Genomic DNA, 26,334 nt, shown 5'->3' on the forward strand with positions numbered 1-26,334 from the left:
AGCGCCAGCTCAAGGCCCGCGGCAGCGATCAAGCACAGGCAGTAGCCCGAAGCGCCGCGGCAGCGGTCGGGTAGCAGCTCCTGTTCGCTTGCAAGCAAGCTCCTGCAGCCTTTGCCGGGTGCCGGGTGCCGGGTGCCGGGTGCCGGGTGCCGGGGCCGGGGGGCGGCACCGGGCGGCGAGCACCGCGCCGGCGTTACATCGCGCGGATGCGTTCGCGTTGCGTGGCGAGCTGCTCGCGGGTGGCCTGCATCTCGGCGACGCGGTCGCGCTCCTTCTGCACCACCTCGGCCGGGGCGCGGTCGACGAAGCTCTCGTTGGACAGGCGTTTCTCGCTCTGCTCGAGGTTCTTGTCGAGCTTGTCGATCTCCTTGTCCAGGCGGGCGAGCTCGGCGTCCTTGTCGATCAGGCCGGCCAGGGGGATCAGCAGCTGCATCTCGTCGACCAGGGCCATGGCGGATTCCGGGGCCTCGTCGGCGGCGTCCAGCCAGGTGACGTCCTCGGGCTTGCCGAGGAATTCCAGCAGGGCGCGGTGGCGCTGATAGCGCTCCCGGTCGGCGTCGCTCCAGTTCTTCACCAGCACCGGCAGCGGCTTGCCCGGGGCGATGTCCATCTCCGCACGGATCCGGCGCAGGCCGGTGATGAAGTCCTTGACCCAGTCGAGCTCGGCGGTGGCGGTGGCATCGCGCGGGAATCCGTCCTGCGCCGGCCAGGGGCGCTGCACCAGGAACTCGACGTCGTCGCCGATGCCGGCGTGCGGCTTCGCACTGGTCCAGATCGCCTCGGTGATGAACGGGATCACCGGGTGCAGCAGGCGCAGCAGGGCCTCGAGCACAGTGACCAGCGTATTGCGCGTGGCGCGCTTGACCGCCTCCGGCGTGGCGTCGTCGTTCAGCACCGGCTTGGTCAGCTCCAGGTACCAGTCGCAGTAGTCGTGCCAGGTGAACTCGTAGAGCGTCTGGGCGGCGAGGTCGAAGCGGTAGGCGTCGAGCTGCTGCGTGGCGGTCGCGGCGGTTTCGGCCAGGCGGTCGAGGATCCAGCGATCGGCGAGGGTGCGGTGCTCCGCCGTGTCGTCCGCGGCCGAGCAGTCGTGGCCCTCGACGTTCATCAGCACGAAGCGCGAGGCATTCCACAGCTTGTTGCAGAAGTTGCGGTAGCCCTCGATGCGGCCGAGGTCGAACTTGATGTCGCGCCCGGTGGTGGCCAGCGCGGCCAGGGTGAAGCGCAGGGCATCGGTTCCGAACGCGGGGAAGCCGTCGGGGAAGGCCTTGCGCGTGGTCTTCTCGATCTTCTTCGCCATCTGCGGCTGCATCAGGCCCTGGGTGCGCTTGGCCACCAGGTCGTCGGCGCTGATGCCGTCAATGAGATCAATCGGGTCGATCACGTTGCCCTTGGACTTGGACATCTTCTGGCCTTCCGAGTCGCGGATCAGGCCGGTGACGTAGACTTCGCGGAAGGGCACGTCGCCCATGAAGTGCTCGCCCATCATGATCATGCGGGCGACCCAGAAGAAGATGATGTCGAAGCCGGTGACCAGCACGCTGGTCGGGTAGAAGTCGCGCAGTTCCGGCGTCTCCTGCGGCCAGCCGAGGGTGGAGAACGGCCACAGCGCCGAGCTGAACCAGGTGTCGAGCACGTCCTCGTCCTGTTCCAGCGCCACCTCGGTGCCCAGGCCGTGCTTCTCGCGCACCTCGTCCTCGGAGCGCCCGACATACACGTTGCCATCGCTATCGTACCAGGCCGGGATACGGTGGCCCCACCAGATCTGGCGCGAGATGCACCAGTCCTCGATGTTGCGCATCCACTCGAAGTAGGTCTTCGACCAGTTCTCCGGCACGAAGCGGATGCGGCCGTCCTCCACCGCCTTGATCGCCGGTTCGGCCAGCGGGCCGGCCTTCACGTACCACTGGTCGGTCAGATAGGGCTCGACCACGGTGCCGGAGCGGTCGCCACGCGGGACCATCAGGCGGTGGTCCTCGGTCTTTTCCAGCAGGCCGAGGTGATCCAGATCGGCCACCACGCGCTTGCGGGCCTCATAGCGGTCCAGTCCGCGGTAGGCCTCGGGCACGTTGTCGTTCAGGCAGGCATCGATGGTCAGGATGTTGATCACCGGCAGGTCGTGACGCTGGCCCATCGCGTAGTCGTTGAAGTCGTGCGCCGGGGTGATCTTCACGCAGCCGGAGCCGAACTCGGACTCGACGTAGTCGTCGGCGATGATCGGGATCTCGCGCCCGACCAGCGGCAGGCGGATGGTCTTGCCGATCAGGTGGCGGTAGCGCTCGTCCTCCGGGTGCACCGCGACGGCGGTGTCGCCCAGCATGGTCTCCGGGCGCGTGGTGGCCACGGTCAGGTGCCCGGAGCCGTCGGCCAGCGGATAGCGGAAGTGCCACAGATGGCCGTTTTCCTCCTCCGACAGCACCTCCAGGTCGGACAGCGCGGTGTGCAGTACCGGGTCCCAGTTGACCAGGCGCTTGCCGCGGTAGATCAGGCCCTCGTCAAACAGGCGCACGAAGACCTCGAGCACTGCCTCGGAGAGCCCGTCGTCCATGGTGAAGCGCTCGCGCGACCAGTCCACCGAATCGCCCAGCCGGCGCATCTGCCGGGTGATGGTCCCGCCGGATTCGTTCTTCCAGTCCCAGACCGCGCGGACGAACTCCTCGCGCCCGAGGTCGTGGCGGGTCTTTTCCTGCGCCGCCAGCTGGCGCTCGACCACCATCTGCGTGGCGATCCCGGCGTGGTCGGTCCCGCCCTGCCACAGGGTGCGGTCGCCGTGCATGCGCCGGTAGCGGATCAGGGTGTCCATCAGCGTGTGCTGGAACGCATGCCCCATGTGCAGCGTGCCGGTCACGTTCGGTGGCGGCAGCAGGATGCAGTAGTTGGCCTCGCCCGTCTCCGGCGGCGCGAAGATGTTCGCGGCCTCCCAGCGTTCGTACTGGGCCTGTTCGATGCTCTTGGGGTCGAAGCTCTTGTCCATGGTCGGGCCGGGCTCAGGGTGTGGATGGCAAAGCCGCGCATTATAACGAGGGATGCAGTTCGTGACCCGTTTTCCTGCGCGGCCTGTCGAAACCCTCGGCCCGTGTGCGAGAATAAGTCGAACGTGATGACCGCTGAGTGTGGCGGGCCTGTGCGCCGCAACCGGATAACAACGAGGAGAAAGACCGATGTTCACGAAAGGAAAGATTGCTGCCGCCGTGGGCGGTGCCCTGATGCTGGTCGGTGGCCTGTCCGTGGCCCAGGCCGACACCTTCCACGGCGGATACGTCGGTGGCCAGCTGGTGATCGTGGACTACGATTTTGATGTGGATCCCGGTCCCTCCCTGTCCGACACCGACGTGGGCATCGGTGGCGTGATCGGTACCGGCACCACGGAGAACAATTACTACCTGGGCGTGGAGCTCGACTTCTGGCTGGATCAGGCCGACGACTCGACCACCTGGAACGGTGTGGATTACGACGTGGATGTGAAGCACAGCTATGGCGTGAACCTGCGTCTCGGCCGGGTCTTCAACGACGACCTGCTGGTCTACGGTCTGCTCGGGTACCAGGGCACCAAGGCCAAGGTGTCCGCCGACGGGCTCGGGTCGGATTCCGAGACGTACGAGGGCGGTCGCGGTGGCGTGGGTGTCGAGTACCAGCTCGAGAACCGCATGTTCTTCCGCGGCGAGTATTCGCAGACCTTCCACGGAGACGAAACCGTGCTTGGCGGGGTCGATGTGGATCCGGATTCCTGGCAGGTGAAGGGCGCGATCGGTTACCGCTTCTGAAGCCCCACGGGGCAGGACCGGAATGAAGGGGCCCCGCGCGCCAGGGTGGCGTGCGGGGCCCGTTGTATCGGGGCATTCCGGTGCCCCGTGAGCGGGTTGCGGGATCAGCCGCTGACCCACTCATCGCACCAGCCGCCCGCGGCGACGTTGACGCCCTGGAAATCGGCGTGATGGCATCCGCCGTTGCCGTCCCAGAAGGCGCAGTTGTCGCAGCGCTCGCCCTCGGAGTAGTCCGGGTGATCGGCGTTGGCGGCATCCGCCACGTAGTTGTGGGCGTGTCCGTCCTCGGCCATGGGATTGGCCGTGGCCACGGACATGCCGGCCATGCTCACGACCGGGATGGCGGCGAAGGCCGCGGAGGCGCGGCGGAGAAAGGTACGGCGGCTGATATCGGTCTTGTCGGACATGGTTCCGACCTCCTTCCTGGTAGTTTTCTTGTGACGGGCATCTCTGCGGATGCCGTCGCTACCTTGCATCCATTGTCCGCGTGAGTTCTACGTGAATGGACCACATTTCCACTCGAATCGAAGGGATTCATGATCCAGCTCAAAGGTCGGGTCAGGGGAGGGGCATCGCCTGCCAACGGATCTCACATGGAGTGGTGTTCCAGCGGATAGCCGCGGTCGCGGAAGTAGCGCCAGCGGGCGCGACCGGCGGCGCGGCCGGCTTCGTCGCCGCCGACGATGTCGGCCACGCGTTCGAAACGCCCGCAGTATTCGGGGACCTCGGCGGCCAGGTTCACCAGCACGTCGCAGTGGGTGGTCGGGGCACGGGAATCGTGCAGGGTCACCGGCACGTCGGCGGCGTCCACCTCGGTGGCGTGGGGCAGGAAGGCGGTGTCACGGAAGGTCCAGAGCCATTCGTCCAGGCTCTGCGTCAGGGCCGGGTCCCCGGTGTGGACGTGCACCCGGTGGCCCTGGCGCGAGGCCTTCTCGGCCAGTCTGCAGGCCAGCCGCAGGCGCGCGTCAGGCTGCGCATCCTGCAGCAGGTAGAAGGTGACGCGGGTCATGTGCCGGCGAGCCTCAGGCCTGGTCCAGCAGGTACTGCATCAGCATCGGGACCGGACGGCCGGTCGCGCCCTTTTCCTTGCCGCTCTTCCAGGCCACCCCGGCGATGTCGACGTGCGCCCAGGTGTAGTCCTCGGTGTAGCGCGAGAGGAAGCAGCCGGCGGTGATGGTGCCCGCCGGGCGGCCGCCGATGTTGGCCATGTCGGCGAAGTTGCTCTTGAGCTGTTCCTGGTACTCCGGCCACAGCGGGAGTTGCCAGCCGCGGTCGCCGGTTTCCTCGCCGGCCTGCTGCAGCTGCCGGACCAGACGGTCGTCGTTGCCCAGCAGCGCGGCTCCCTGGTGGCCCAGGGCGATGATGCAGGCGCCGGTGAGGGTGGCGATGTCGATCACCGCCTTTGGCTTGTAGCGCTCCACCCAGGTCAGGGCGTCGGCCAGCACCAGACGGCCTTCGGCGTCGGTGTTGAGGATCTCGACGGTCTGCCCGGACAGGGTGTGGATGATGTCGCCGGGGCGGGTGGCGCGGCCGTCCGGCATGTTCTCCGCGCTGGTGACCACGCCGACCACGTTGATCGGCAGGCCCAGTTCGCACGCCGCCTCGATGACCCCGAACACGCTGGCGGCGCCGCACATGTCGTATTTCATCTCGTCCATCTCGGCGCCCGGCTTGAGCGAGATGCCGCCGGTGTCGAAGGTGATGCCCTTGCCGACGAACACCACCGGGGCATCGTCCTTGTTGCCGCCGCGGTATTCCATCGCGATCAGGCGCGGCGGGCGCTCGGACCCCTGGCCGACGGCGAGGATGGCCCCGGCGCCCAGGGCCTCCAGCTCGTGTTCGTCGAGCACCGTGGTCTCGAGACGGTCATACTGTTCGGCCAGCCGGCAGGCGGTGTCGGCGAGGGATTCGGGATAGCAGACGTTGGGCGGGGTGTTGCCCAGGTCCTTCGCCCGGTTCATGCCGGTGACGATGGCCGCGGCCTCGCTGCAGGCCTTCTTCGCCGCATCGGCGTGGCCGCGGTCCACGGCAAACTGGACCTTATCGAGCTTGACGGGGCGGGTCTCTTCCTTGCCCTTGAACTCGAAGAAGCGATAGGCGGCGTCGCCGATGGCGGTGATCAGGGTGCGCAGGGTCCAGGCGATGTCCTTGCCGCGCGGGACGAAGTCCTCCACCGCGATCACCGCGCTGTCGGCCGGGCGCTCCACCAGCGCGGCAGCGAGGGTCTGGCAGGCCTTGCGCGCAGCGCGGGCGTCGTAGTCCTTCTTCGCGCCCAGGCCGATCAGCAGCGCGGAACCCTTGCGTCCGGTTCCGGGCACCAGCAGGCGCGAGCCGGCGTCGCCGTCCATCTCGCCGGCCTTGAACAGGGCCGCGAGGTCGCCGTCGCGGGCCTCATCCAGGACCCGCGCGCCCGGGGCCGGCTTGCGCCGGTGGCTGACGGCGGCGGCGCGGATCCCGGCGCGGGGTTTGTCGACGGCGAAGGTGGTGACGGAGAATTGCATGGGCGCCTCGCGGGATGAAATGAATGTTTTCCAGTGATACTACCAGCGCGCCGCCGGGGCGCACTACGCACACCGGCGACGTGGATACGGGCCGCGCATGATCCTGCGCCGGGCCGAGCGCTTCGTTGCGCGCGAACTCCTGGTGACCCAGGCGGCGGTCACCGTGGTGCTGCTGCTGGTGATCGTCGGCGGGGTGCTCGCGCGGGTGCTGCAGGACGTGGCCGAGGGCAGCGTGCCGGCGGATTTCCTGCCGGCGCTGGTGGGTTTCGGCGCGTTCAAGGGCATCGTGTATCTGTGGCCGGTGGCGCTGTTTCTGGGGTTCATGCTGGTGCTGGGCCGCATGCAGCGCGACAGCGAACTGATCGCGCTGCAGTCGGGCGGGATGTCGTTTGCGGCGCTGTATCGTGCCCTGTTCCTGGTCGCCGGACCGGCGGCGATCCTGCTGGCGGCGCTGATGAACACCGTGGTGCCCTGGACCGAGGGCGAGGTGGACCGCATGCGCGATCTCGCCGACCAGCGCTCGGATCTGGTGGGGATCGCGCCGGGGCAGTTCCTGGAGTCGCGCGTGGGGGATCAGGTGTTCTTCGCCGAACGCCTGAGCGATGACCGCGAGGCGCTGGAGGAGGTCTTCATCTACCGCGAGGTGGACGGCGAGGCGCAGGTCACGGTGGCCGCGCGTGCGATCCCCGATCCCGGTGCCGAGGGCAGCGGCTTCCTGGTGCTGGAGGACGGCTACCGCTACGTCGGCACCCCGGGCAGCGGGGCCTTCCGCATGCTGGAATTCGAACGCCTGCGCACGCAGATCACCGAGCCCGACCCGGGCGCCGAGCGGCGCAGCCTGGAGGCGCACTCCACGCCGGAGCTGTGGGCCGAGCGGGACGACCACGAGGTGCGTGCGGAGCTGGAGTGGCGCTTCGCCATGCCGCTGTCGATCGTGGTCCTGACGCTGATCGCCCTGCCGCTGTCGCTGGTGCCGCCGCGCAGCGGGCGCTACGCGCGCATCCCCGCGGCGATCGGGGTGTACGTGCTGTACGCCAACTTCCTGATCCTGGGGCAGGGGCAGCTGGCGGACGGCCAGGTGCACGTGGCCGTGGGGCTGTGGTGGGCGCACGGCGTGATGCTCGTGCTGTGGCTGCTGCTGGCCTGGCGCAAGGGCCTGCTGCGTCGGCCGCGCCGGGGTGCGGGCCCGCCGGCGGGGGAGCCGGCATGACCACGATCCTGGGGCGCTACATCATCCGCCAGGTACTGCTGGGGACCGCGCTGGCGGCGCTGCTGCTGGTTGCGCTGGATGCGGTGTTCGCGCTGATCGACGAGCTGCGGGACATCGGCCGCGGCGATTACGGCGTGGCGCAGGCGCTGATGTACGTCGCCCTGACGCTGCCGCGGCGGATGTACGAGATGATGCCGCCGGCAGCGCTGCTCGGCGGTCTCCTGCTGCTGGGCAACCTCGCGGCGGGCAGCGAGCTGACGGCCATGCGCGCCGCCGGGATGACCGTCGGGCGGTTCGTCGCACGGGTGATGCAGGGCGGGCTGATCGTGGTGCTGGCGATGGTCGCGATCGGCGAGTTCGTCGCGCCGGTGGCGGAGAACCGCGCGCAGAACCTCAAGGCGACCGCCTTCGACCGCGAACTGAGCGTTGGCTCGATGGGGCTGTGGGCGCGCGACGGGCGGCGCATCGTGCATGCCGAGGCCGTGCTGCCGGATGACCGGCTGGCGGGCGTGCGCGTGATCGAACTGGGCGAGGACCGGCGCCCGCGGGTGATCACCCGGGCCGCGGGTGCGCGTTACACGGACGGCGAGTGGTGGCTGGAGGACGTGGAACGCTCGCGCCCGGATTTCGACGGGGTAGTGACGGAACATGCCGAGGAGGAGCGCGTGGAGCGCCTGATCGCCCCGGAGTACTTCTCGGTGCTGGTGGTGGAGCCCGCGCAGATGGGGGCGCGCGACCTGCATCGTTACATCCAGTACCTGCAGGAGAACCGCCTGGATTCGGCGCCCTACGAGGTGGCCTTCTGGCAGCGTCTGACCCTGCCGGCCTCGACCTGGGTGATGCTGCTGCTGGCGATCCCGTTCCTGTTCGGGTCGCAGCGCGAGGGCGGGGCCGGGCGCCGCCTGTTCGTGGGCATCGCGATCGGGGTGTCGTTCGCGATCGTGATGCGGGCGATGACGCACGTGGGACTGGTGTTCGCGCTGCCGCCGGTGCTGGCGGCCAGCGCGCCGGTACTGCTGTTCCTGGTGGCGGGGCTGCTGGGGCTGCGGCGCGTGGCATGATGTGACGCGGATCATCGACGACAGGAGAACGACGCAATGAGAGCAGGCGGAAGACCGTCCCGGACCGGGCGCGCGGGGCAACTCCTGTGGCTGCTGCTGGTAGCCGGACTGCTGGCCGCCTGCGACAGCCCGGGGCCCACCGATCTCGATCCGCTGCCGCGTTCGGCCACGGTGCTGGTGTTCGGGGACAGCGTGACCCACGGCACCGGTGCCAGTGATGGCGAGGACTTTCCGACGCGTCTGCAGGCGATCACCGGCTGGACCGTCATCAACGACGGGGTGCCCGGCGATCGGGCGGATACCGCACGCGGGCGCATCGAGGACAGCCTGGTCGAACATGAACCTGATCTGGTCATCCTCGAGCTCGGCGGCAACGACTTTCTGCGCGGGCGCCAGCCGGCGGACGTGAAGGAGGATCTGCGGGTACTGATCGGATACGTGCGCGACCACGGGGCGCAGCCGCTGCTGATCGGCGTGCCCGAGGCCTCGGCCCTGGGGGCCGCTACCGGGCGGCTCAGTGACGACGCGATTTATCGCGAGCTGGCGCGCGAGGAGGACGTGCCACTGATCGAGGGGGTGCTGGCCGGGGTGCTGAACGACGCGGATCTGCGTGCGGACCGCATCCACCCGAACGCGGACGGCTATGCACGCATGGCCGAGGAGATCGCCGACGGGCTGATGGAGGTCGGGCTGTGGCTGGGACGCCGAGCCCCGTGAGCGGATGACGGGGCGCGGGTGGCCGCGCGCGATCAGCCGCCCCCGGAGTCCTGTTCTTCCTGGTTTTCCTTCCAGCGCGGACGCTTGAGCGGCCGCGTGCGCATCAGCACGGTGGAGGACAGCCAGTCGTGCAGCATCCAGCGCTGCGGGTGCAGGGCGCTGGCGCCCAGGGCGAGAACGCCCAGGGCGGTCATCAGCGCGGTCATCCAGTCGCCGTGCTCGCGCGCCAGATGGATCGCCATCAGGATGATCATCCACTGCGAGATCCCCACCAGAAAACGCAGCGTGGCCTGCCAGGAGGTGATCCGGCTGCCATCCTCGCTGCGCACCACCAGGTTCCAGGTCTGCATCCCGAGGGTCTGTCCGGTCCGGCGCCAGAAGCCGTAGAAAAAGGCCCAGGTGGCGAAGATGTTGAGGGTCAGCTGGACCTGCCAGAAGAACACGTCCAGCAGGTTCCACAACGGCAGGGTCACCAGCCCCAGCACCAGCCAGATGGCCAGTACCAGCAGGCTGTCATAGAGCAGTGCGCCGAAGCGCAGCAGCAGGCCGACGGGGCGGGAGTCGCGTTCGGGAGCGGGGATGTCGTTCATGGGGTCTCGCTGGTCACTGCGCGGAAGATTGCGTAGTCTTGCGGTATGTCGCGACGGTTTCAACGTATCCCGCTCGAATTTCCGGCCCGGCTCGAGCTGGATGGCCGGACATGCCCGGTGCGCGTGCTCGACATCTCGTTGCGTGGAGTGCTGGTGGAATGCGAGGGGCTCGAACCGCTCGCCCCGGGCACGCCCGGTCAGGTGGACATCCCGCTCAGTGACGAGGCCCGCATCGCGTTCGAGGGCAAGGTGCGCTGGCAGCAGGGCGAGCGGCTGGGGCTGGAGATCGCCGCCATGCCGCTGGAATCCGCCGGGCACCTGCGGCGCCTGGTGGAGCTGAACCTGGGCGACGAGGCACTGCTGGAGCGTGAGTTCGCCGCCATGGTCGCCGAGCCGCCGGGCGAGGATGACCCGGGCAGTTGATCCCGGGCCCTGATCCCGGGCCCTGAACCCGGGGGGCTCAGTAGAGCTCGCTGAACGGCAGTACCTCCACCCACTCCCCGGCGCGTGCGCCGTCCGCCTCACGCGGCAGTACCACGAAGGCATTCGCCCGGCTCATCGCGCTGAGCTGATGCGATCCCTGTCCCCCGGCGCTGCGCACCACGTCCACGCCGTCCTCGGTCTCCACGATCGCCCGCTGATAGTCCGTGCGCCCCGGCCGCTTGCGCAGATCCTCGCACAGCCGTGCGCGCAGGGTGCGCGGTTCGGCCACCGGCAGGCCGGCCAGACTGCGCAGCGCCGGGCCGACGAACAGGCCGAAGGTGGCCATCGCCGAGACCGGATTGCCCGGCAGCCCGACAAACCGGGCCTGGCCGAAGCGGCCGAAGGCCAGCGGACGCCCGGGCTTCATCGCGATCTTCCAGAAGCCGACTTCGCCGCGCTCCTGCAGGATGCGGGTGATGTAGTCGGCATCACCCACCGAGACCCCGCCCGTGGTCAGGATCAGGTCGGCCTCGCGGCCCGCGGACTCCAGGGCCTCGCGCACGGCGTCCTCGTCGTCGGGAATGATGCCGTAGTCGCGGGCCTTGACCGCGTAGCGCGACAGCAGGGAACGCATCATGTGACGGTTGCTGTCGTGGATCTGGCCGGGCTCCAGGGGTTCGTCCACCGGGACCAGTTCGTCGCCCGTGGAGAAGAACACCACGCGCGGCTTGCGCAGGACCTCGACCTCACTGATGCCCTGGCTGGCGAGCACCCCGATCTCGGCCGGACCGAGCACCTGCCCGGCGCCATAAAGCCGTTCGCCGCTGCGGGTATCCTCGCCGGGGCCGCGGATGTTCGCGTTGTCCGCGGCCGGGCGGTCGCAGCGTATGTGGTCACCTTCCACCGTCACGTGCTCCTGCATGACGACGGTGTCGGCTTCGTCCGGGACCACGGCCCCGGTCATGATGCGCACGCACCCGCCGGGTGGCAGCGGTTCGTCCCACGGGTGCCCGGCGGCCGCCTGGCCGACCCGGCGCAGGCGCGAGCCGGCCTCGCGGGCATCGGCGGCGCGCAGGGCGTAGCCGTCCATCGCCGAAACCCGGGCCGGAGGGACGTCCAGCCGTGCATGCACGTCCGCGGCAAGAACCCGTCCGGTGGCCGTCTCCAGACTGCGCGTGCGCGTCCCGGCGACCGCCTGGCAGGCCTCCAGGACGGCGGCGCGCGCCTGTTCCACGGTGAGGGCGGTGGGGTCGAATTCGTCACAGGCGGCCGCTTTCATCCGGTTCCTCCGTTGTCATCTGTCAGCCGTTCAATAACGGGTAAAGGGAAAGGTGTTCGATGATGAAGTCCGCCACCGGCGAGGGGTCGTCCAGCGGCAGCACCGGGCCATGGAAGGGCAGCCCGCCGGCGTCGGTGGCCACTGCGACCACCCCCGGTGTATCGGGGTACAGCGGTGGCTTGTCGTTGGCCTTGCGGTAGACCTCGATGCGCGGCAGGTCGGCGTTCTTGAAGCCCTCCACCAGGATCAGGTCCGAGCGCGCCGGATCCAGTTTCGCGCACAGGGCGTCGAGGTCGGGGGTCGCCCCTTCCTCGATCTCGGGCGTCTCCACCATCAGGGCGAAGCGCCGGGACGAGGCCACCAGTGTCTGGTCGGCCCCCGAGTGACGCAGCTCGTAGCTGTCCTTGCCCGGTTTGTCCACGTCGAACTCGTGGTGGGCATGCTTGATCACCGCCGGGCGCAGGCCGCGGTTGCGCAGCTCCGGGATGAGTCGTTTCAGCAGCGTGGTCTTGCCCGAGCCGCTCCAGGCGGCAAAGCCGATGCGCGGCAGCGTGTTGTCCGGGTGGCTCATGACGGTTCCTCTCCCTGGTGGCGACGGCCCGGTGCGGTACCGGTCGTCGGGGAGTGTAAGGAATCGGCCGCCAATCTACACGCCGGTTGCGGGGCGCAGTAAGTTCCCGGGGTCACCGCGGGGCGAGATCTTCGGGGGTGTTGAGGTTGGCGAAGGCCTCGGGGCAATCGGAGAAGTCGGCGGTCACGGCGCCGTGTTCGCGCAGCCAGGCGCCGGCGGGCAGGGGGCCCGCCGCGATCGCGGCGCGCAGGGCGGGCACCAGTCCGGCACCCAGCAGCAGGAACAGCGGCTGCAGGCGCCGGCCGTCGTGGGCCATCGCCGCGGGGGCGGCGTGTTCGGCCCGCGCCGCCTGCAGGCGGGGGCCGAGGTCGTGCGGGGCGCTCGGGGCATCCACGGGGACGCACAGCAGGTCGCGGCCGGGTCGGGCGGCACCGGCCGCGGCAATGCCGGCCAGCGGGCCGCGGTAATCGGGATGTTCGTCGGCGACACAGGGAAACCCCAGCCGCGCGCAGCGGTCCATTTCGGTATTGGTGCTGACGACGATGCCATCGACCTGTCCCTGCAGACGCTCGACGGCATGTTCGATCAGCGGCCGGCCCCGGTATTCGAGCCACGCCTTGTTGCAGCCGCCCATGCGCCGGCCCTGACCGCCGGCGAGGATGACCCCCAGCGGCGGGCGCTCCGGGGCGGCGGGTGGAGTCTGGCGGGAGTCCTGCGGCATGGGCGTTCGTTTGCGCAATGGCCTATGTTGTAGGGTGCAGGATGCGTGGCCGACACGATATGAGGACGACAGCGATCCATGATCCGATTCCGTAACCAACGCGGTGCCGCGGCCCGCTGGCTCCTGTGGCTGGCGCTGCTGGTGGTCGGCACGGCCGGCGCGCTGCTGGCCAGCGCCGATAACGGTGGCGACCGCGAAGCCGTGCTCCTGACCGTGGACGGGGCCATCGGTCCGGCGACCGTAGATTACATCACGCGCGGGATCGATGCCGCCGAGGAGCGCGGTGCCGAGATGGTCGTGCTGCAGCTGGACACGCCCGGTGGCCTCGACTCCAGCATGCGCAGCATCATCAAGCACATGCTGCAGTCCGAAGTGCCGGTGGTGACCTATGTGCACCCCGCCGGCGCGCGGGCCGCCAGTGCCGGAACCTACATGCTCTACGGCTCGCATGTCGCGGCGATGACGCCGGCGACCAATCTGGGCTCGGCGACCCCCGTGCAGATGGGTGGGGGCGGCCTGCCCGGCATGGACGAGGAAGACCTGGACGAGCTGCGCGACGAAGCGGAAGACGAGGCCGAAGCCGAGAACGGGAGCGGGAACGGGAACGGCGACGAGGAGCGGGACAACGGCGAGGAGGCCGTCGAGCCGGCCACCGAGGAAGAGCTGCTGGAGGACGACCCCGAGCCCCGGCGCGGCGACGATGCGATGGAGCGCAAGGTGCTGGAGGACGCGGTTTCCTACATCCGCGGCCTGGCCGAGCGCTACGACCGCAATGCCGACTGGGCCGAGGAGACGGTGCGCGAGGGCTCCAACCTGACCGCCACCGATGCGCTGGAAAAGAACGTCATCGATTTCGTCGCCGACAACCTGGACGATCTGCTGGCGCAGCTCGACGGGCATACCGTGAAGCTGATGTCGGGTGAACGCGAACTGGTGACCGAGGGCATCGAGATCGTGCGCATGGATCCCGACTGGCGCACCGAGCTGCTGTCGCTGATCACCAACCCCAACATCGCCTACATCCTGATGCTGATCGGGATCTACGGCATCATCTTCGAACTGGCGAATCCGGGCGCGGTCTACCCCGGTGTGATCGGCTCCATCGCGCTGATCCTGGCGTTCTTCGCCCTGCAGGTGATGCCGATCAACTACGCCGGACTGGCGCTGATGCTGCTGGGGATGATCTTCATGATCGCCGAAGCCTTCGTGCCCAGCTTCGGCGCGCTGGGCATAGGAGGGCTCGTGGCATTCATAACCGGTTCCGTGATCCTGTGGGACGACCCCAATCTGAACGTGGCCCTGCCGCTGGTGGTCGGCACGGCCATTGCCATCGGGCTGGTGTCGGTCTGGGTGCTGGGGCGGCTGTTCAAGCTGCGCGGCAAGAAGCCGGCCACCGGCCATGAAGAAATGATCGGCATGCTCGGCCACGCCCGCGAAGACTTCGAGGTGCGCGGCCCGGTGTGGGTGCACAGCGAGTTGTGGACCGCCGAGACCACCGCGCCGGTACGCGAGGGGCAGGCCGTGCGGGTGACCGCGATCGACGGCCTGCGCCTGACCGTGGAGCCGGTGGAACAGGACGAGCGGGCCGCGGGCAGCGGCCCGGCGTAGCGCGGGCCGCCCCCGCGCGGCCGGCACATGAAGCAAGCCGCCGATTCGGCGGGAAGGAGCGCAACATGCTGAACGATTTCGGTTTTATCGTCGTACCGCTGGTGATCATCATCGCCCTGATCGCGATGTCGATCCGTGTCCTGCGCGAGTACGAACGTGGCGTCGTGTTCTTTCTCGGGCGCTTCCAGTCGGTCAAGGGGCCGGGCCTGATCATCGTGATCCCCGGGATCCAGCAGATGGTGCGCATCGACCTGCGCGTGATCACGCTGGACGTCCCGAGCCAGGACGTGATCTCGCAGGACAACGTGACCGTGCGGGTCAACGCAGTGCTGTATTTCCGCGTGGTGGATTCGGCCAAGTCGGTGATCCAGGTCGAGGACTACTACGCCGCTACCAGCCAGCTGGCCCAGACCACTCTGCGTTCGGTGCTCGGCAAGCACGAGCTGGACGAGATGCTGTCCGAGCGCGACAAGCTGAATTCCGATATCCAGTCGATCCTCGACGCGCAGACCGACGCCTGGGGCATCAAGGTCACCAACGTCGAGATCAAGCATGTGGATCTGGATGACTCGATGATCCGCGCGATCGCCCGCCAGGCCGAGGCCGAGCGCGAACGCCGCGCCAAGGTGATCCACGCCGAGGGCGAGCTGCAGGCGGCCGAGAAGCTGGTGCAGGCCTCGCAGATCATGGAGGCCAGCCCGGCTGCGCTGCAGCTGCGCTACATGCAGACCATGTCGGACATGTCCACCAACGGGCATGCGAACACCATCTTCTTCCCGCTGCCGCTGGAGCTGACCAAGGTGTTCGAGAACCTGGCGGGCAAGTTCCGCGCGGAGAATCCCGAGAACCCGCTGAGCGCCGCCGCGGCTGCAGCGGGGATGGGGACGAAGGATTCCTCCTCCGGTTCCGGCGTGACCGGCGACACCTCCGGCGCGGAGGAGGATGCGGGCGGGGCATCCGATACCGGCCGCGGTCCCACGTCCGGGGGCCCGGCCAGCTCCTGATCGGTCCGCGGGCGTTCGTCCGGCATGGCGACGGAGACGCCGGAGACGGCCGCGGAGCTCCCCGCGGTCCTCGACCGGTTCCTGGACGAGCTGTGGGCGGTGGAAGGCCTGGCCGACCGGACTCTGGCGGCCTACCGGCGCGATCTGAGCGCGCTGGCGGGTTTCCTGGCGGCGCGGGACGGGGCACTGGAGGCCGCGACCCATGCCGACCTGCTGGCCTTTGTCGCCGCACGCATGCAGGGCGGGGCGCGGCCGCGTTCGGTGGCCCGGGCGCTGTCCTCGATCCGCCGCTTCTATCGTTTTCTGGTCCAGGCCGGCGAGCGCGAGGACGACCCCTCGGCCGGCATCGATCCACCGCGGCCCGGACGGCCCCTGCCGGCAGGGCTGTCGGAGGCGCAGGTGGAGGCGCTGCTGGCGGCGCCGGACACCTCGACGGCCGTGGGACTGCGTGACCGGGCGATGCTGGAGATGATGTACGCGGCCGGTTTGCGGGTCTCCGAACTCGTCGGGCTGGAAGGCACGGCGGTGAATACCCGGCAGGGCGTGGTGCGCATCATCGGCAAGGGCGGACGCGAGCGCCTGGTGCCGCTGGGCGAGGTGGCGACCGACTGGCTGGCGGCGTATCTCGACCGCGCGCGCCCCGAGCTGATGGCGGGGCACCCGCCGGTGGAGGCGCTGTTCGTGACCCGGCGCGGCCGCGGGCTCACGCGCCAGGCCTTCTGGTACCGCATCAAGGCGCATGCGGCGCGGGCCGGTATCGACACGTCGCTGTCGCCGCATACCCTGCGGCATGCGTTCGCCACCCACCTGCTGGACCACGGGGCCGACCTGCGGGTGGTGCAGATGCTGCTGGGCCACAGCAGCCTGTCCACGACCCAGATCTATACCCATGTGGCGCGCGCGCGGCTGCAGGCGCTGCATGCGGAACATCATCCCCGGGGATAGCCGTCTGTCCCCCGGAAGGCAACCGGCCTACAATCCACGTTTTGATTCATCAGCGAGACACCCATGTTCCTCAAGCGCGTTCTTCCCTTCGCGGTCGCCCTGGCGGCCGTCGGTACCACGGCCCAGGCCAGCGAGGCGATCGAGCAGGCCATGTCGCAGGCCATCCCCGATGCCGAGATCGACTCCATTCATTCCACCCCCCTCGACGGGATCAAGGAGGTCCGCTACGGCACCGAGATCTTCTACGTCAGCGAGGACGGCCGTTACGTGATGCAGGGCAGCCTGATCGACCTGCAGACCCGCGAGAACCTCACGGAACAGGCGAAGGGCGGTGCGCGCGCCGAGCTGTTCGCAGCCATCGACGACAGCGAACTGGTGGTCTACGAACCGAACGGCGAGACCCGCGCGGTGCTGAACATCTTCACCGATCCCAACTGCCCGTACTGCCGCGACATTCACGCGGATCTGCCGGAATACCTGGAAGTCGGCGTCAAGGTGCGCTACCTGATGTTCCCGGTGCTGGGGCAGGACTCGCCGGAGATCATGAACCGCACCTGGTGCGCCGATGACCGCCAGGCGGCCATGGACCGTTCCAAGGAGGGGGACAAGCTGACGGATCTGGACAGCGGCTGCGCCACCCCGCAGGACGAGCACATGCAGCTGGGGCAGAGCCTGGGCGTGCGCGGCACGCCGGCCCTGTTCACTGAAAACGGCGAGATGCTCGCCGGCTACGTCGAGCCGGAAGAGGTGCTGTCCCGCGTGCTGGGCGACTGACCCCATGAGCGTGGCCGCCGACGACGCCTTCTTCCTGCGCGAGGCCATCCGCCTGGCGCGGGAGTCCGTGGATGTCGGCGGCGGACCGTTCGGCGCCCTGGTGGTGCGCGACGGCGAGATCGTCGGCCGCGGGGCGAACCGCGTGATCCCGTGGCAGGATCCCACCGCGCATGCCGAGGTGGCGGCGATTCGCGACGCCTGCCGCCACCTGCAGGACCACCGCCTGTACGGCGCGACCCTGTACGTCTCCTGCGAACCCTGTCCGATGTGTCGTGCGGCGGCGTGCTGGGCGCGGCTGGACCGGGTGGTGCATGCCGCCTCGGCCGCGGATGCCGCCGCGGCCGGGTTTGACGACGAGCGGATCCGCGACGAACTGGTGGCACCCCCCGAGGCGCGCCGTCTGCCGCTGATCCGAACCCTGGCCGAGGAGGGGCGGGCGGTCTTCGACTACTGGGAACGCCACGCCAACTGCCGCTTGTACTGAATGTGCGGCGGGTCCCGGCCGTCGGTGCATGACGTGACGCCCGGACTGGGGCACAATCCGGGCACGGAACAGGGAGTCGGGCGGCATGGAGAAGCGTCTGCTGGAACTGTCGGTTTGTGTGGAGCCCGATCGGCGCCGGCTTGCGCGTTTCGCCCTGGACGCTGTGGTGGCCCTGGGCGGCAGCCCGTTCCGCGCCACCGCCCGTCTCGATGTCCTTCTGCACGCGCTGCGCGAGGCTGCCGCCAATGTGGAGGGCGGGCTGCAGGTGGCGCTGGTGGCCCACGGGCGAGAACTCGCCCTGTATTGGGAAGAGGCGGGGGGACGCGCGCGCCGCGAACACCTCGATCGTGTCCCCGAAGACCCCTCAGAGTCCTCGCTCGAGGCCCTGTCGCGCCGCCTGCGGCGGGGTTCCGAGTCCACCGATCCCGAGCTCCTGCGCCGACGCAATGCCCGCTTCGCCGCCGAACTGGAACGCGCCCGCGAGCGGGCGGCGGCCGAGATGGCCGAACTCGAGGCCGATCTGGAACGCAAGAAGGCAGAACTCCAGCGCTCAATCCGCGAAGCCGAGACGGACAGCCTGACCGGGCTGTTCAACCGTGGCGCCTTCGATGCCCGTCTGGAAGAGTCCCTGCTGCACTGCGCCCGCCAGGATGAACCGCTGAGCCTGGTGCTGCTTGATCTCGACTTCTTCAAGCAGATGAACGATACCCACGGCCATCAGTTCGGGGATGATTACCTGCGTGGCATGGCCGATGCCATGCGTGCGGCCATTCGCGAACACGTGGACCTCCCCTGCCGCACCGGGGGCGACGAGTTCGCCATTATCGTATTCGGTGACCGCGACGCGGCAGCCGGCGTGGCGCAGCGCGTGCTCGCGGCGATGGAGGGCCGGGTCAGCATCGGCGTGGGGCAGCGGGCGGACGGTGACGCGCCGGAGGATCTGGTGGCGCGCACCGATGCGGCACTGTATCTGGCCAAGCACCGGGGGCGCGGGCAGGTCGCCACTGAACTCGAGCTCGAGGCCCCCGACGCACCGGCGGCCGCGGGCCTCGAGCTCGAGGCCCCCGACGCACCGGCGGCCGCGGGCCTCGGAGCCCGCGCGTGAGCGCCGCACCGCCCGCGCGTCAGCCGTATGCCCTGCTGAGCGAGCAGGCGGCGGCGCGCGCCGGCGGGCAGGTCCTGCTGCAGTCGCGGCTGAAGACCGTGGCGCGGCGCCTGGGCTTCGGCGAGATCAAGCGCGAGCGCATGCTGCTGGTCTGCCAGGAGCTCGTGACCAACCAGGTGAAATACGCGCGCGGGACCGGACTGGTGCAGATCTGGGAGCAGCGCTCGCCGGAACCCGCGCTCGACCTGTTCGCGATGGATTTCGGTCCGGGGATCGCGGACCTGAACCAGGCCCTCGCCGACGGCCACACCACCTCGGGGACCCTGGGCAAGGGCCTGGGCACCGTGCGGCGTCTGGCCGACGCGTCCGATTTCTACAGCATCCCTGCCGCGCAGGCCGCCGGCACTCCGTGGCAGGGGACCGCCGCATGGGCGCGTTTCCGTCCCGGAGAAACCGGCGAACACGAGGCCGGGCCGAGTTTCGGGCGCTATCTGCGCGCGTTGCACGATGCCCCGCACAACGGGGATTGTGCCGGGCTGGATGTCGATCGGAGCGGGCTGCGCTGGGTCCACATGGACGGCCTGGGGCACGGGATCGAGGCCGAAACCGCGGTGGCCGGACGTTGCCGGCCCGGCGCCGCGGGCGAATCGCCGGCCGACGTGCTGCGCAAGCTGAGCCGCAACCTGCGCGGCTCGCGCGGGGCGGTGGGGGTTGTCGGCGAGGTCGCGGCCGCACAGCGCAGCGTTCGGGTGTGCGGCGTGGGCGACATGAACGCGTGGGTCGTGAGCGAAGGCGAGCGGCGCGGCCTGGAGATGGCACCGGGCATTCTCGGGCATGATCATCGCAGCTGCGAGGAGCTCCGGCTGGACCTCCCCCCGCATGCGCTGGTGATCACGGCCTCGGACGGTATCCGGCGCAACTGGAGCCTGGCGAGCTTTCCCGGCCTGTGGCGCCGGCACCCGCAGCTGCTGGCGCTGGTGCTGGGCCAGGTGCTGGGGCGCAGCAATGATGACAAGTCGCTGCTGGTCATCCGCCTTTGACGGCAGGCCGGGGAAACACAAAAAAAGAGGAGGAGTCATGACGGGGGACAACATGAATCGGGAGGACGACGAGACCCGCAGTGCCAACGAGATCCTGGTCGAGCAGCTGATGGTCAACGTCGGCCGGATTTCCGGGGTGATCGAGGAGCGCGGGCACAACATCTTCGTGCAGGGGAACATCCTGTCGCGCGAGGAGATCAGCGACTACTCGGTGGAGTTCATGGAGCTGTTCGTGATGCTGCTGCAGCACGAGGGACGGCCGGATCGCTCCAGCGAAGAGTTCCGTGCCCTGCAGCAGTTCTTCACCACCATGTCGCAACAGATCCTGATGCGGGGCGGCGACATGGAGGAGTTCGTGCGTTATCTGCAGTTCATGCAGAACGTGATGATCGAGGATCTGGGGCGCGATGCGGAGATCACGCCCGAACAGACCCGCGAGACCCTGCTCCTGCTGGCCGGGGTGTTCAACGGCATCATCCTGGACGTCTATCGGGTGTATCTGGAGCAGAAGGAAAGCACCATCGAGGCGCAGCAGGCCGAACTGCGCGAGATCTCCACGCCCATCACCGAGATCTGGGACGGCGTCCTGACGCTGCCGATCATCGGGACCCTGGATTCGTCGCGCACCATGGTGGTGATGGAAAAGCTGCTCGGGCGCATCGAGTAGGACCGGGCCCGCGTGGTGCTGATGGATGTCACCGGGGTCATGGCGATCGACTCCCAGGTCTCGCACCACCTGGTGCAGATGATCCGTGCGATCGGCCTGATGGGTGCGCGTCCGGTGCTGACCGGGATCCGGCCGGAGATTGCCCGGGCGCTCACCAGCCTCAACATCGATCTGGGCGACGTGACGACCCGCGCGACCCTGGCCGAAGGCCTGAAGGAGGCCTTCCACTGGCTGGGCGTGCGGATGGCCGACGCCCGGACCCCGGCCTGACGGGCGCGCCGATGGTCCAGGGCATGCATCTCACCCGGATCGGTGCGGACGCGGTGCTGCTGGAGCCGGGTGAGGGCCTGGATCCCGGCGAGCCGGACCGCTATCTGGTCGCGCTGGGGGATTACCTTCAGGCGGCGCGGGCTCGACGACTGATCTACGACCTCGACAGCGTGCCGGTGGTCGATGCCCTCTACTACGACTGGCTGAAGGCGGTGCACGGGCTTTGCCGGGTCATCGGGGTGGAGATGGTGGTCGCGAACATGGCACCTTCGGTGGCTTATGCGCTGGCGGCGCGCCTGGATGAGGTGCCGCCCTTTGCCTGTGCGCGCGATGTGGAGCGCGCGCGCTGACGTCCACCACCCCCGCGACCGGGAGAACGCCGCATGCTGGAACTGGGCATTGTTGCCCTGACCACCTTCTTCGTGACCGTCGGCCCGGTGGACGTGGCGGTGGTGTTCGCGGTGCTGACCCGTGGCATGGACCCGGCCCAGCGCCGCGCGATGGCGTGGCGCGGCGCGTTGCTGGCGACCACCATCCTGCTGCCGTTCGCGCTGTTCGGCGAGGCCGCGCTGGGGGTGCTGGGGATCTCGCTGCCGGCGCTGTATACCGCCGGTGGTATCCTCCTGCTGCTGATCGGCATCGACATGGTGTTCGCGCGCAGCTCCGGCGGGGTCTCGGCCACCCCGGACGAGACCCGCGAGGCCCGCTCGCGTACCGACCTCTCGGTGTTCCCGCTGGCCACGCCGCTGCTGGCCGGACCCGGCGCGATGGGCGCGGCCATCCTGATGATGAGCCGAGCCAGCGGCGATCTGGTCGCGCAGGCGGTAGTGATCGGGGCGCTGATCGCGATCATGGCCCTGGCGCTGGTCTGCCTGCTGATCGCGGTGCGTATCCAGCACTGGCTGGGCGTCACCGGTGCGCATGTGCTCACGCGCATCATGGGGGTGCTGTTGTCCGCGCTGGCGGTTCAGTTCATCTTTGACGGGCTGGCCGACAGCGGTGTAATGACCTGACATCGAAGGAGCGGTGCATGACCCGAACCTGCCCGCACTGCGCAACCGAGAACCCCGACGACGCGGCCTTCTGCAAGGCCTGTGGCCGTTCGCTGGATTTCGACCCCGAGCCGTCGGAGCCGAACGGCTCCGGCAGGGATCCGGAGTCGGGTTCAGGCCGGGGCGAGGCGCCACCGCCCGTTTCCGGCGGGTCCGGACAGGTGCCTGCCGAGGGGCCACCGCAGGATCGTGCGGCCTTCGGCGGCTTCTGGCGGCGCGTGCTGGCGGTGCTGATCGACGGGGTGATCCTGGGCATCCCGCTGACCGTGGTGCAGGCGATGGTCAGCCCGGAAACTATGCACACCGAGGAATGGACCGATGCGGACACCGCCTGGACCTTCGTGAACATCCTGGTCGGCTGGTTCTATTTCGCCGGCATGCACAGCTCGCAGTACCGCGCGACCATCGGGAAGATGGCGGTAGGCCTGCGGGTGGTCGACTGGCATGGCGAGCGCATCAGCTTCGCCCGCGCGACCGGGCGCCATTTCGCCGAATTCCTGTCCGGTCTGCTGTTCATGATCGGCTACCTGATGGTGGCCTTCACCCGGCAGCGCCGCGCCCTGCACGACTTCATCGCCGAGACCTGGGTGGTACGCCGCGAGTGGCTGGATGAATAGCCCGTTCGGCCGGGCGTTCGGCGGGCGGCCCTGAAAATCCCGGCCGAATCCAGTATGGTATTGGACCTTTCCGGCGCCGTACCCCGCCCGGTCCCGACCTTCCGGCCGCCGTCCGCGGCCGGTCGAGTGCCTCTGGCGGGCCGCTGCGCGCCCGAATTGCCTAGAACCCAACGGGAGTCACCGAATGTTTTCGATCGACATGAGCATCAACGGCTACGATGACGAACTCTGGAGCGCGATCCGCAAGGAGGCGCAGCGCCAGGAAGAGCACATCGAGCTGATCGCCTCGGAGAACTACACCAGCCCGCGCGTGATGGAAGCGCAGGGCTCGGTGCTGACCAACAAGTACGCCGAGGGCTATCCGGGCAAGCGCTACTATGGCGGCTGCGAGCACGTCGATGTGGTCGAGCAGCTGGCCATCGACCGCCTCAAGGAGCTCTACGGCGCCGATTACGCCAACGTGCAGCCGCATTCCGGCTCGCAGGCCAACGCCGCGGTGTACATGGCCCTGCTGCAGCCGCATGACACCGTGCTTGGCATGAGCCTGGACGCCGGCGGCCACCTGACCCACGGCGCCAAGCCGAACTTCTCCGGCAAGATCTACAACGCGGTGCAGTACGGCATCACCGACGAGGGCCTGATCGACTACGACGAGGTCCAGCGTCTGGCTACCGAGCACCAGCCGAAGATGATCGTCGCCGGCTTCTCCGCCTACTCGCGCGTGGTCGACTGGAAGCGCTTCCGCGAGATCGCCGATTCCGTGGGTGCGTACCTGATGGTGGACATGGCCCACGTCTCCGGCCTGATCGCCGCCGGCGAATACCCGAACCCGATCGACCACGCCCACGTGGTCACCTCCACCACGCACAAGTCCCTGCGCGGGCCGCGTGGCGGTTTCATCATCTCCAAGGGTCAGCCGGAACTGAACAAGAAGTTCCAGTCGCTGATCTTCCCCGGTACCCAGGGCGGCCCGCTGATGCACGTGATCGCCGGCAAGGCGGTGGCGTTCAAGGAGGCCCTGGAGCCGGACTTCAAGACCTACCAGAAGCAGGTGATCGCCAACGCCCGCGCGATGGCCGAAGTGCTGGTCGAGCGCGGTTTCGACATCGTCTCCGGCGGCACCGACAACCACCTGTTCCTGCTGAGCCTGGTGTCCAAGGGCATGACCGGCAAGGACGCCGACGCCGCGCTCGGCCGCGCCAACATCACGGTCAACAAGAACGCGGTGCCGAACGACCCGCAGTCGCCGTTCGTGACCTCGGGCATCCGCATCGGCACCGCCGCCCTGACCACCCGCGGCTTCACCGAGTCCGAATCCCGCGAGCTGGCCGGCTGGATCGCCGACGTGCTGGACAACATGGACAACGAGCAGGTGATCGACGACGTCCGCGGCAAGGTGCTGGACATCTGCCGTCGGTTCCCGGTCTACGGCGCCGGCGAATAAACCGGGGCGATGCGCTGTCCGGCCTGCGGTGCCAGTGACACCCGCGTGGTCGACTCCCGGGTCGCCGGACCCGAGCAGGAACAGATCCGGCGGCGGCGGGAGTGCCGCGTGTGTCGCGAGCGTTTCACCACCTTCGAGCGGGCGGAGTTCAGCCTGCCGCGGGTGGTCAAGCGCAGCGGCGAGCGGGTCGCCTTTGATGACGAGAAGCTGCGCAGCGGTTTGCGCCGGGCGCTGCACAAGCGCCCGGTGCGCACCGAGGACGTGGAGAACGTCATCGACGACATCAAGCGCCGTCTGGCCGGTACCAGTGCCCCCGAAATCAAGTCCGACCGTATAGGCGAGATGGTCCTGGAAGCCCTGCACGGGCTGGACCATGTCGCCTATATCCGGTTTGCCTCCATCTATCTCAGCTTTGCCAGCGTGCAGTCCTTCCGCGAGGCCATCGAGCGCCTGGAGGACGACCTGAGCCCCGAGATGCGGCGTCACCAGCTGCGTCTGATCGACGAGGAGGCCGCGCGCGCCGCGGCTGACGAACTCCCGGAAGAATCCCCGCCCGACGACCCCGATCCCGCCGGCGACCCCCGATGAACGCAGCCGACCGTGAATGGATGCACCGCGCGCTGATGCTGGCGGACTGCGGCCGTTTCACCGCCGATCCCAACCCGCGCGTGGGTTGCGTGGTCGTGCGCGACGGCCGCGAGGTGGGCGCCGGCGTGCACTGGCGGGCCGGCGAGGCGCATGCCGAGGTCAACGCCCTGCAGACGGCCGGGGAGGCCGCGCGCGGGGCGACGGTGTACGTGAGCCTGGAGCCGTGCAACCACCATGGGCGCACGCCGCCCTGCACCGAGGCGCTGATCGCCGCCGGGGTGGGGCGCGTGGTCATCGCCATGGAGGATCCCGATCCACGCGTGTGCGGGGGCGGGGCGCAGCGCCTGCGCGCGGCCGGCATTGCGGTGGAGACCGGGCTGCTGGAGGCCGAGGCGCGGGCGCTCAATCCCGGATTCGTGCAGCGCATGGAACGCGGGCGGCCGTGGGTGCGCATCAAGTCCGCGATCTCGCTGGACGGGCGTACGGCGATGGCCTCGGGCGAGTCGCAGTGGATCACCGGCGAGGCCGCACGCAACGACGTGCAGCTGTGGCGCGCGCGGGCCGGGGCCATCCTCACCGGCAGCGGCACCGTGCTGGCCGATGACCCGCAGCTCAACGTGCGCCGCAGCCCGGCGGAGCTGGCCGCCGCGGCCGGGTTGCCGATGTCGGGCCGTGTGGCCGATCTGCCGGTGCGCCAGCCATTGCGGCTGATCGTGGATTCCGGCCTGCGGACCCCGCCCACCGCGCGCATCCTGCAGGGTTCACCCACCTGGGTCCTCACTACCGAGTCCGCAGCGGCCGGCCCGGCGGCGGACGCCCTGCGCGGACGCGGCGCCGACCTGATCGCCCTGCCGGGGGCGGCGGAGGACGCCGCCGGGCATCTGGACCTGCATGCCCTGCTGGCGGAGCTGCACACCCGCGAGATCAACGAGCTGCACGTGGAGGCCGGCCCGGGGCTGGCCGGTGCGCTGGCCCGTGCGGGTCTGGTGGACGAGTGGCTGGTGTACCAGGCGCCGCTGCTGCTGGGTTCCGGCGGCCGGCCGATGGTGGACTGGGACATCGGACGCATGGCCGAGCGCGCGGAGCTGGAGGTCGTCGAGTCCCGCTGGCTGGGCGAGACCCTGCGGCTGCGGGCTCTCCCCCGAGGGGTCCCGAATTCGCTATGATCCCCGCATCATCACCGCAAGGACAGGCTGCGCCATGTTCACCGGCATCATCGAAAGCCTCGGCACCCTCGACACCCTGACCCCCAGCGGCGGCGACCGCCGGCTGCATGTCAGTGCGCCGGGGCTGGACTTCTCCGGCACCCACCTCGGGGACTCGATCGCGGTCAACGGCGTCTGCCTGACGGTGACCGATCTCTCCGTGGACGGCTTCACCGCCGATGTCAGCCGCGAGACCCTGGAGGTGACCACGCTGGGCGATCTCGGCCGCGGCGACCGGGTCAATCTGGAGCGCGCGCTGGCACTGGGCGACCGGCTCGGCGGTCATCTGGTTTCCGGCCACGTGGACGGCGTGGGCGAGCTGGTCTCGATGGAGCCGGATGCCCGTTCGACCCGGGTGCGGTTCCGTGCCCCGGCGGCGCTGGCACGCTACATCGCGGCCAAGGGGTCGATCACCATCGACGGCACCAGCCTCACGGTGAACCGCGTCGAGGGGGCCGAGTTCGAGGTCAACATCATCCCGCATACCCGGGACCTGACGCGCTTCTCGGTCTACGCCCCGGGGACGCGCGTGAACCTGGAGGTCGACCTGATCGCCCGTTATCTGGAGCGCCTGATGCTGGGCGATCGCGCGGCGGATCCGGGCGCCGGAGCCGGGGACGGCGGTGGCACGCTGTCCGAGGACTGGCTGGCCGAGCAGGGCTTTCCCAATCATTCCGGCCCGCGCGACTGAGCGCGG

The 26,334-nt window shown here is 69.2% G+C and carries 27 protein-coding genes and 1 pseudogene; 20 read left to right on the plus strand and 8 right to left on the minus strand.

Features of this window, described 5'->3' with window-relative positions; translation table 11 throughout:
• Positions 1-193 precede the first annotated feature (193 nt).
• Positions 194-2,971 (minus strand): valine--tRNA ligase, encoded by a 2,778-nt coding sequence (locus F788_RS0104220; RefSeq protein ID WP_019589338.1) that lies wholly within the window; start codon positions 2,969-2,971, stop codon positions 194-196.
• 187 nt (positions 2,972-3,158) lie between these two features.
• On the opposite strand from F788_RS0104220, the gene F788_RS0104225 reads away from it, so the two are divergent.
• Entirely contained in the window at positions 3,159-3,761 is a 603-nt protein-coding gene (locus tag F788_RS0104225) for an outer membrane protein (RefSeq protein ID WP_019021172.1), read from the plus strand.
• 104 nt (positions 3,762-3,865) lie between these two features.
• Here F788_RS0104225 and F788_RS0104230 read toward each other — a convergent pair whose 3' ends face one another.
• The 3 genes from F788_RS0104230 to F788_RS0104240 form a co-directional block, all read right to left on the minus strand.
• Entirely contained in the window at positions 3,866-4,168 is a 303-nt protein-coding gene (locus F788_RS0104230; protein WP_019589339.1) for a high-potential iron-sulfur protein, read from the minus strand.
• A 182-nt stretch (positions 4,169-4,350) separates the two neighbouring features.
• Positions 4,351-4,770, minus strand: a complete 420-nt coding sequence (locus F788_RS0104235; protein ID WP_019589340.1) for a DNA polymerase III subunit chi — start codon at positions 4,768-4,770, stop codon at positions 4,351-4,353.
• A gap of 13 nt (positions 4,771-4,783) precedes the next feature.
• Positions 4,784-6,262, minus strand: a complete 1,479-nt coding sequence (locus F788_RS0104240; protein WP_019589341.1) for a leucyl aminopeptidase — start codon at positions 6,260-6,262, stop codon at positions 4,784-4,786.
• Between the two features lie 97 nt (positions 6,263-6,359).
• Between F788_RS0104240 and lptF the strand changes: the two genes are divergently transcribed.
• From lptF to F788_RS0104255, 3 genes are read left to right on the plus strand one after another with little or no spacing between them, the layout of a single operon-like run.
• The gene (gene lptF / locus F788_RS0104245) at positions 6,360-7,472 is read left to right on the plus strand and encodes an LPS export ABC transporter permease LptF (RefSeq protein WP_019589342.1); all 1,113 of its coding nucleotides are present in this window, start codon (positions 6,360-6,362) and stop codon (positions 7,470-7,472) included.
• Positions 7,469-8,533: an LPS export ABC transporter permease LptG gene (gene lptG / locus F788_RS0104250; protein ID WP_019589343.1), complete on the plus strand. Its 1,065-nt coding sequence runs from the start codon at positions 7,469-7,471 to the stop codon at positions 8,531-8,533. Before lptF ends, lptG begins: the two co-directional genes overlap by 4 nt.
• Before the next feature lie 36 nt (positions 8,534-8,569).
• Positions 8,570-9,250, plus strand: a complete 681-nt coding sequence (locus F788_RS0104255; RefSeq protein ID WP_019589344.1) for a GDSL-type esterase/lipase family protein — start codon at positions 8,570-8,572, stop codon at positions 9,248-9,250.
• Between the two features lie 32 nt (positions 9,251-9,282).
• Here the strand turns inward: F788_RS0104255 and F788_RS0104260 are convergent, their stop codons facing one another.
• On the minus strand, positions 9,283-9,840 hold the full coding sequence (locus F788_RS0104260) for an RDD family protein (RefSeq protein WP_019589345.1): 558 nt from the start codon (positions 9,838-9,840) through the stop codon (positions 9,283-9,285).
• Positions 9,841-9,885: 45 nt separating this feature from the next.
• Here F788_RS0104260 and F788_RS0104265 point away from each other — a divergent pair, with 45 nt between their 5' ends.
• Positions 9,886-10,263, plus strand: coding sequence for a PilZ domain-containing protein (locus tag F788_RS0104265; protein ID WP_018869921.1), 378 nt, complete (start codon positions 9,886-9,888; stop codon positions 10,261-10,263).
• A 37-nt stretch (positions 10,264-10,300) separates the two neighbouring features.
• Here F788_RS0104265 and glp read toward each other — a convergent pair whose 3' ends face one another.
• The 3 genes from glp to mobA all read right to left on the minus strand — a co-directional run bounded on the left by glp (position 10,301) and on the right by mobA (position 12,834).
• The gene (glp, locus tag F788_RS0104270) at positions 10,301-11,542 is read right to left on the minus strand and encodes a gephyrin-like molybdotransferase Glp (RefSeq protein WP_019589346.1); all 1,242 of its coding nucleotides are present in this window, start codon (positions 11,540-11,542) and stop codon (positions 10,301-10,303) included.
• 22 nt (positions 11,543-11,564) lie between these two features.
• On the minus strand, positions 11,565-12,113 hold the full coding sequence (gene mobB / locus F788_RS0104275; RefSeq protein ID WP_018946318.1) for a molybdopterin-guanine dinucleotide biosynthesis protein B: 549 nt from the start codon (positions 12,111-12,113) through the stop codon (positions 11,565-11,567).
• Positions 12,114-12,225: 112 nt separating this feature from the next.
• Complete coding sequence (mobA, locus tag F788_RS0104280; RefSeq protein WP_018869918.1) at positions 12,226-12,834, minus strand: molybdenum cofactor guanylyltransferase MobA; 609 nt, start codon at positions 12,832-12,834, stop codon at positions 12,226-12,228.
• Between the two features lie 78 nt (positions 12,835-12,912).
• Here mobA and F788_RS0104285 point away from each other — a divergent pair, with 78 nt between their 5' ends.
• The 15 genes and pseudogenes from F788_RS0104285 to F788_RS0104355 all read left to right on the plus strand — a co-directional run bounded on the left by F788_RS0104285 (position 12,913) and on the right by F788_RS0104355 (position 26,328).
• Complete coding sequence (locus F788_RS0104285; RefSeq protein WP_019589347.1) at positions 12,913-14,442, plus strand: nodulation protein NfeD; 1,530 nt, start codon at positions 12,913-12,915, stop codon at positions 14,440-14,442.
• A gap of 68 nt (positions 14,443-14,510) precedes the next feature.
• Positions 14,511-15,446 carry a slipin family protein gene (locus F788_RS0104290; protein WP_231364966.1) on the plus strand — a complete coding sequence of 312 codons (936 nt, stop codon included), beginning with the start codon at positions 14,511-14,513 and terminating at the stop codon, positions 15,444-15,446.
• 24 nt (positions 15,447-15,470) lie between these two features.
• The gene (gene xerD, locus F788_RS0104295) at positions 15,471-16,391 is read left to right on the plus strand and encodes a site-specific tyrosine recombinase XerD (RefSeq protein ID WP_019589348.1); all 921 of its coding nucleotides are present in this window, start codon (positions 15,471-15,473) and stop codon (positions 16,389-16,391) included.
• Between the two features lie 63 nt (positions 16,392-16,454).
• The gene (locus tag F788_RS0104300) at positions 16,455-17,165 is read left to right on the plus strand and encodes a DsbC family protein (RefSeq protein ID WP_019589349.1); all 711 of its coding nucleotides are present in this window, start codon (positions 16,455-16,457) and stop codon (positions 17,163-17,165) included.
• A gap of 4 nt (positions 17,166-17,169) precedes the next feature.
• A complete protein-coding gene (locus tag F788_RS0104305) occupies positions 17,170-17,649 on the plus strand; it encodes a nucleoside deaminase (protein ID WP_019589350.1) in 480 nt (159 codons plus the stop codon).
• Between the two features lie 85 nt (positions 17,650-17,734).
• Positions 17,735-18,754 (plus strand): diguanylate cyclase, encoded by a 1,020-nt coding sequence (locus F788_RS0104310; protein ID WP_019589351.1) that lies wholly within the window; start codon positions 17,735-17,737, stop codon positions 18,752-18,754.
• Positions 18,751-19,794, plus strand: a complete 1,044-nt coding sequence (locus F788_RS0104315) for a SpoIIE family protein phosphatase (RefSeq protein ID WP_019589352.1) — start codon at positions 18,751-18,753, stop codon at positions 19,792-19,794. The genes F788_RS0104310 and F788_RS0104315 overlap by 4 nt, the downstream gene beginning before the upstream one ends.
• Positions 19,795-19,831: 37 nt before the next feature.
• Positions 19,832-20,731 (plus strand): annotated as a pseudogene (locus F788_RS13325) (STAS domain-containing protein).
• Between the two features lie 11 nt (positions 20,732-20,742).
• On the plus strand, positions 20,743-21,081 hold the full coding sequence (locus F788_RS0104325; RefSeq protein WP_019589355.1) for a hypothetical protein: 339 nt from the start codon (positions 20,743-20,745) through the stop codon (positions 21,079-21,081).
• Positions 21,082-21,114: 33 nt separating this feature from the next.
• On the plus strand, positions 21,115-21,744 hold the full coding sequence (locus F788_RS0104330) for a MarC family protein (protein ID WP_019589356.1): 630 nt from the start codon (positions 21,115-21,117) through the stop codon (positions 21,742-21,744).
• Between the two features lie 17 nt (positions 21,745-21,761).
• Positions 21,762-22,400: an RDD family protein gene (locus F788_RS0104335; protein WP_019569050.1), complete on the plus strand. Its 639-nt coding sequence runs from the start codon at positions 21,762-21,764 to the stop codon at positions 22,398-22,400.
• A 184-nt stretch (positions 22,401-22,584) separates the two neighbouring features.
• Entirely contained in the window at positions 22,585-23,844 is a 1,260-nt protein-coding gene (gene glyA / locus F788_RS0104340; RefSeq protein WP_019589357.1) for a serine hydroxymethyltransferase, read from the plus strand.
• Between the two features lie 9 nt (positions 23,845-23,853).
• Entirely contained in the window at positions 23,854-24,432 is a 579-nt protein-coding gene (gene nrdR, locus F788_RS0104345; RefSeq protein WP_019589358.1) for a transcriptional regulator NrdR, read from the plus strand.
• A complete protein-coding gene (ribD, locus tag F788_RS0104350) occupies positions 24,429-25,598 on the plus strand; it encodes a bifunctional diaminohydroxyphosphoribosylaminopyrimidine deaminase/5-amino-6-(5-phosphoribosylamino)uracil reductase RibD (protein ID WP_019589359.1) in 1,170 nt (389 codons plus the stop codon). Before nrdR ends, ribD begins: the two co-directional genes overlap by 4 nt.
• Positions 25,599-25,632: 34 nt before the next feature.
• Entirely contained in the window at positions 25,633-26,328 is a 696-nt protein-coding gene (locus F788_RS0104355) for a riboflavin synthase (RefSeq protein ID WP_019589360.1), read from the plus strand.
• Positions 26,329-26,334 lie beyond the last annotated feature (6 nt).

The sequence above is a fragment of the Thioalkalivibrio sp. ALE10 genome, from assembly GCF_000381385.1.
Taxonomy (GTDB): domain Bacteria; phylum Pseudomonadota; class Gammaproteobacteria; order Ectothiorhodospirales; family Ectothiorhodospiraceae; genus Thioalkalivibrio.

Excerpts from the sequence above, each read along its gene's own strand:
- F788_RS0104220 (WP_019589338.1), bottom strand. The coding sequence starts at position 2,971 with ATGGACAAGAGCTTCGACCCCAAGAGCATCGAACAGGCCCAGTACGAA.
- F788_RS0104225 (WP_019021172.1), top strand. The coding sequence starts at position 3,159 with ATGTTCACGAAAGGAAAGATTGCTGCCGCCGTGGGCGGTGCCCTGATG.
- F788_RS0104230 (WP_019589339.1), bottom strand. The coding sequence starts at position 4,168 with ATGTCCGACAAGACCGATATCAGCCGCCGTACCTTTCTCCGCCGCGCC.
- F788_RS0104235 (WP_019589340.1), bottom strand. The coding sequence starts at position 4,770 with ATGACCCGCGTCACCTTCTACCTGCTGCAGGATGCGCAGCCTGACGCG.
- F788_RS0104240 (WP_019589341.1), bottom strand. The coding sequence starts at position 6,262 with ATGCAATTCTCCGTCACCACCTTCGCCGTCGACAAACCCCGCGCCGGG.
- lptF (WP_019589342.1), top strand. The coding sequence starts at position 6,360 with ATGATCCTGCGCCGGGCCGAGCGCTTCGTTGCGCGCGAACTCCTGGTG.
- lptG (WP_019589343.1), top strand. The coding sequence starts at position 7,469 with ATGACCACGATCCTGGGGCGCTACATCATCCGCCAGGTACTGCTGGGG.
- F788_RS0104255 (WP_019589344.1), top strand. The coding sequence starts at position 8,570 with ATGAGAGCAGGCGGAAGACCGTCCCGGACCGGGCGCGCGGGGCAACTC.
- F788_RS0104260 (WP_019589345.1), bottom strand. The coding sequence starts at position 9,840 with ATGAACGACATCCCCGCTCCCGAACGCGACTCCCGCCCCGTCGGCCTG.
- F788_RS0104265 (WP_018869921.1), top strand. The coding sequence starts at position 9,886 with ATGTCGCGACGGTTTCAACGTATCCCGCTCGAATTTCCGGCCCGGCTC.
- glp (WP_019589346.1), bottom strand. The coding sequence starts at position 11,542 with ATGAAAGCGGCCGCCTGTGACGAATTCGACCCCACCGCCCTCACCGTG.
- mobB (WP_018946318.1), bottom strand. The coding sequence starts at position 12,113 with ATGAGCCACCCGGACAACACGCTGCCGCGCATCGGCTTTGCCGCCTGG.
- mobA (WP_018869918.1), bottom strand. The coding sequence starts at position 12,834 with ATGCCGCAGGACTCCCGCCAGACTCCACCCGCCGCCCCGGAGCGCCCG.
- F788_RS0104285 (WP_019589347.1), top strand. The coding sequence starts at position 12,913 with ATGATCCGATTCCGTAACCAACGCGGTGCCGCGGCCCGCTGGCTCCTG.
- xerD (WP_019589348.1), top strand. The coding sequence starts at position 15,471 with ATGGCGACGGAGACGCCGGAGACGGCCGCGGAGCTCCCCGCGGTCCTC.
- F788_RS0104300 (WP_019589349.1), top strand. The coding sequence starts at position 16,455 with ATGTTCCTCAAGCGCGTTCTTCCCTTCGCGGTCGCCCTGGCGGCCGTC.
- F788_RS0104305 (WP_019589350.1), top strand. The coding sequence starts at position 17,170 with ATGAGCGTGGCCGCCGACGACGCCTTCTTCCTGCGCGAGGCCATCCGC.
- F788_RS0104310 (WP_019589351.1), top strand. The coding sequence starts at position 17,735 with ATGGAGAAGCGTCTGCTGGAACTGTCGGTTTGTGTGGAGCCCGATCGG.
- F788_RS0104325 (WP_019589355.1), top strand. The coding sequence starts at position 20,743 with ATGGTCCAGGGCATGCATCTCACCCGGATCGGTGCGGACGCGGTGCTG.
- F788_RS0104330 (WP_019589356.1), top strand. The coding sequence starts at position 21,115 with ATGCTGGAACTGGGCATTGTTGCCCTGACCACCTTCTTCGTGACCGTC.
- F788_RS0104335 (WP_019569050.1), top strand. The coding sequence starts at position 21,762 with ATGACCCGAACCTGCCCGCACTGCGCAACCGAGAACCCCGACGACGCG.
- glyA (WP_019589357.1), top strand. The coding sequence starts at position 22,585 with ATGTTTTCGATCGACATGAGCATCAACGGCTACGATGACGAACTCTGG.
- nrdR (WP_019589358.1), top strand. The coding sequence starts at position 23,854 with ATGCGCTGTCCGGCCTGCGGTGCCAGTGACACCCGCGTGGTCGACTCC.
- ribD (WP_019589359.1), top strand. The coding sequence starts at position 24,429 with ATGAACGCAGCCGACCGTGAATGGATGCACCGCGCGCTGATGCTGGCG.
- F788_RS0104355 (WP_019589360.1), top strand. The coding sequence starts at position 25,633 with ATGTTCACCGGCATCATCGAAAGCCTCGGCACCCTCGACACCCTGACC.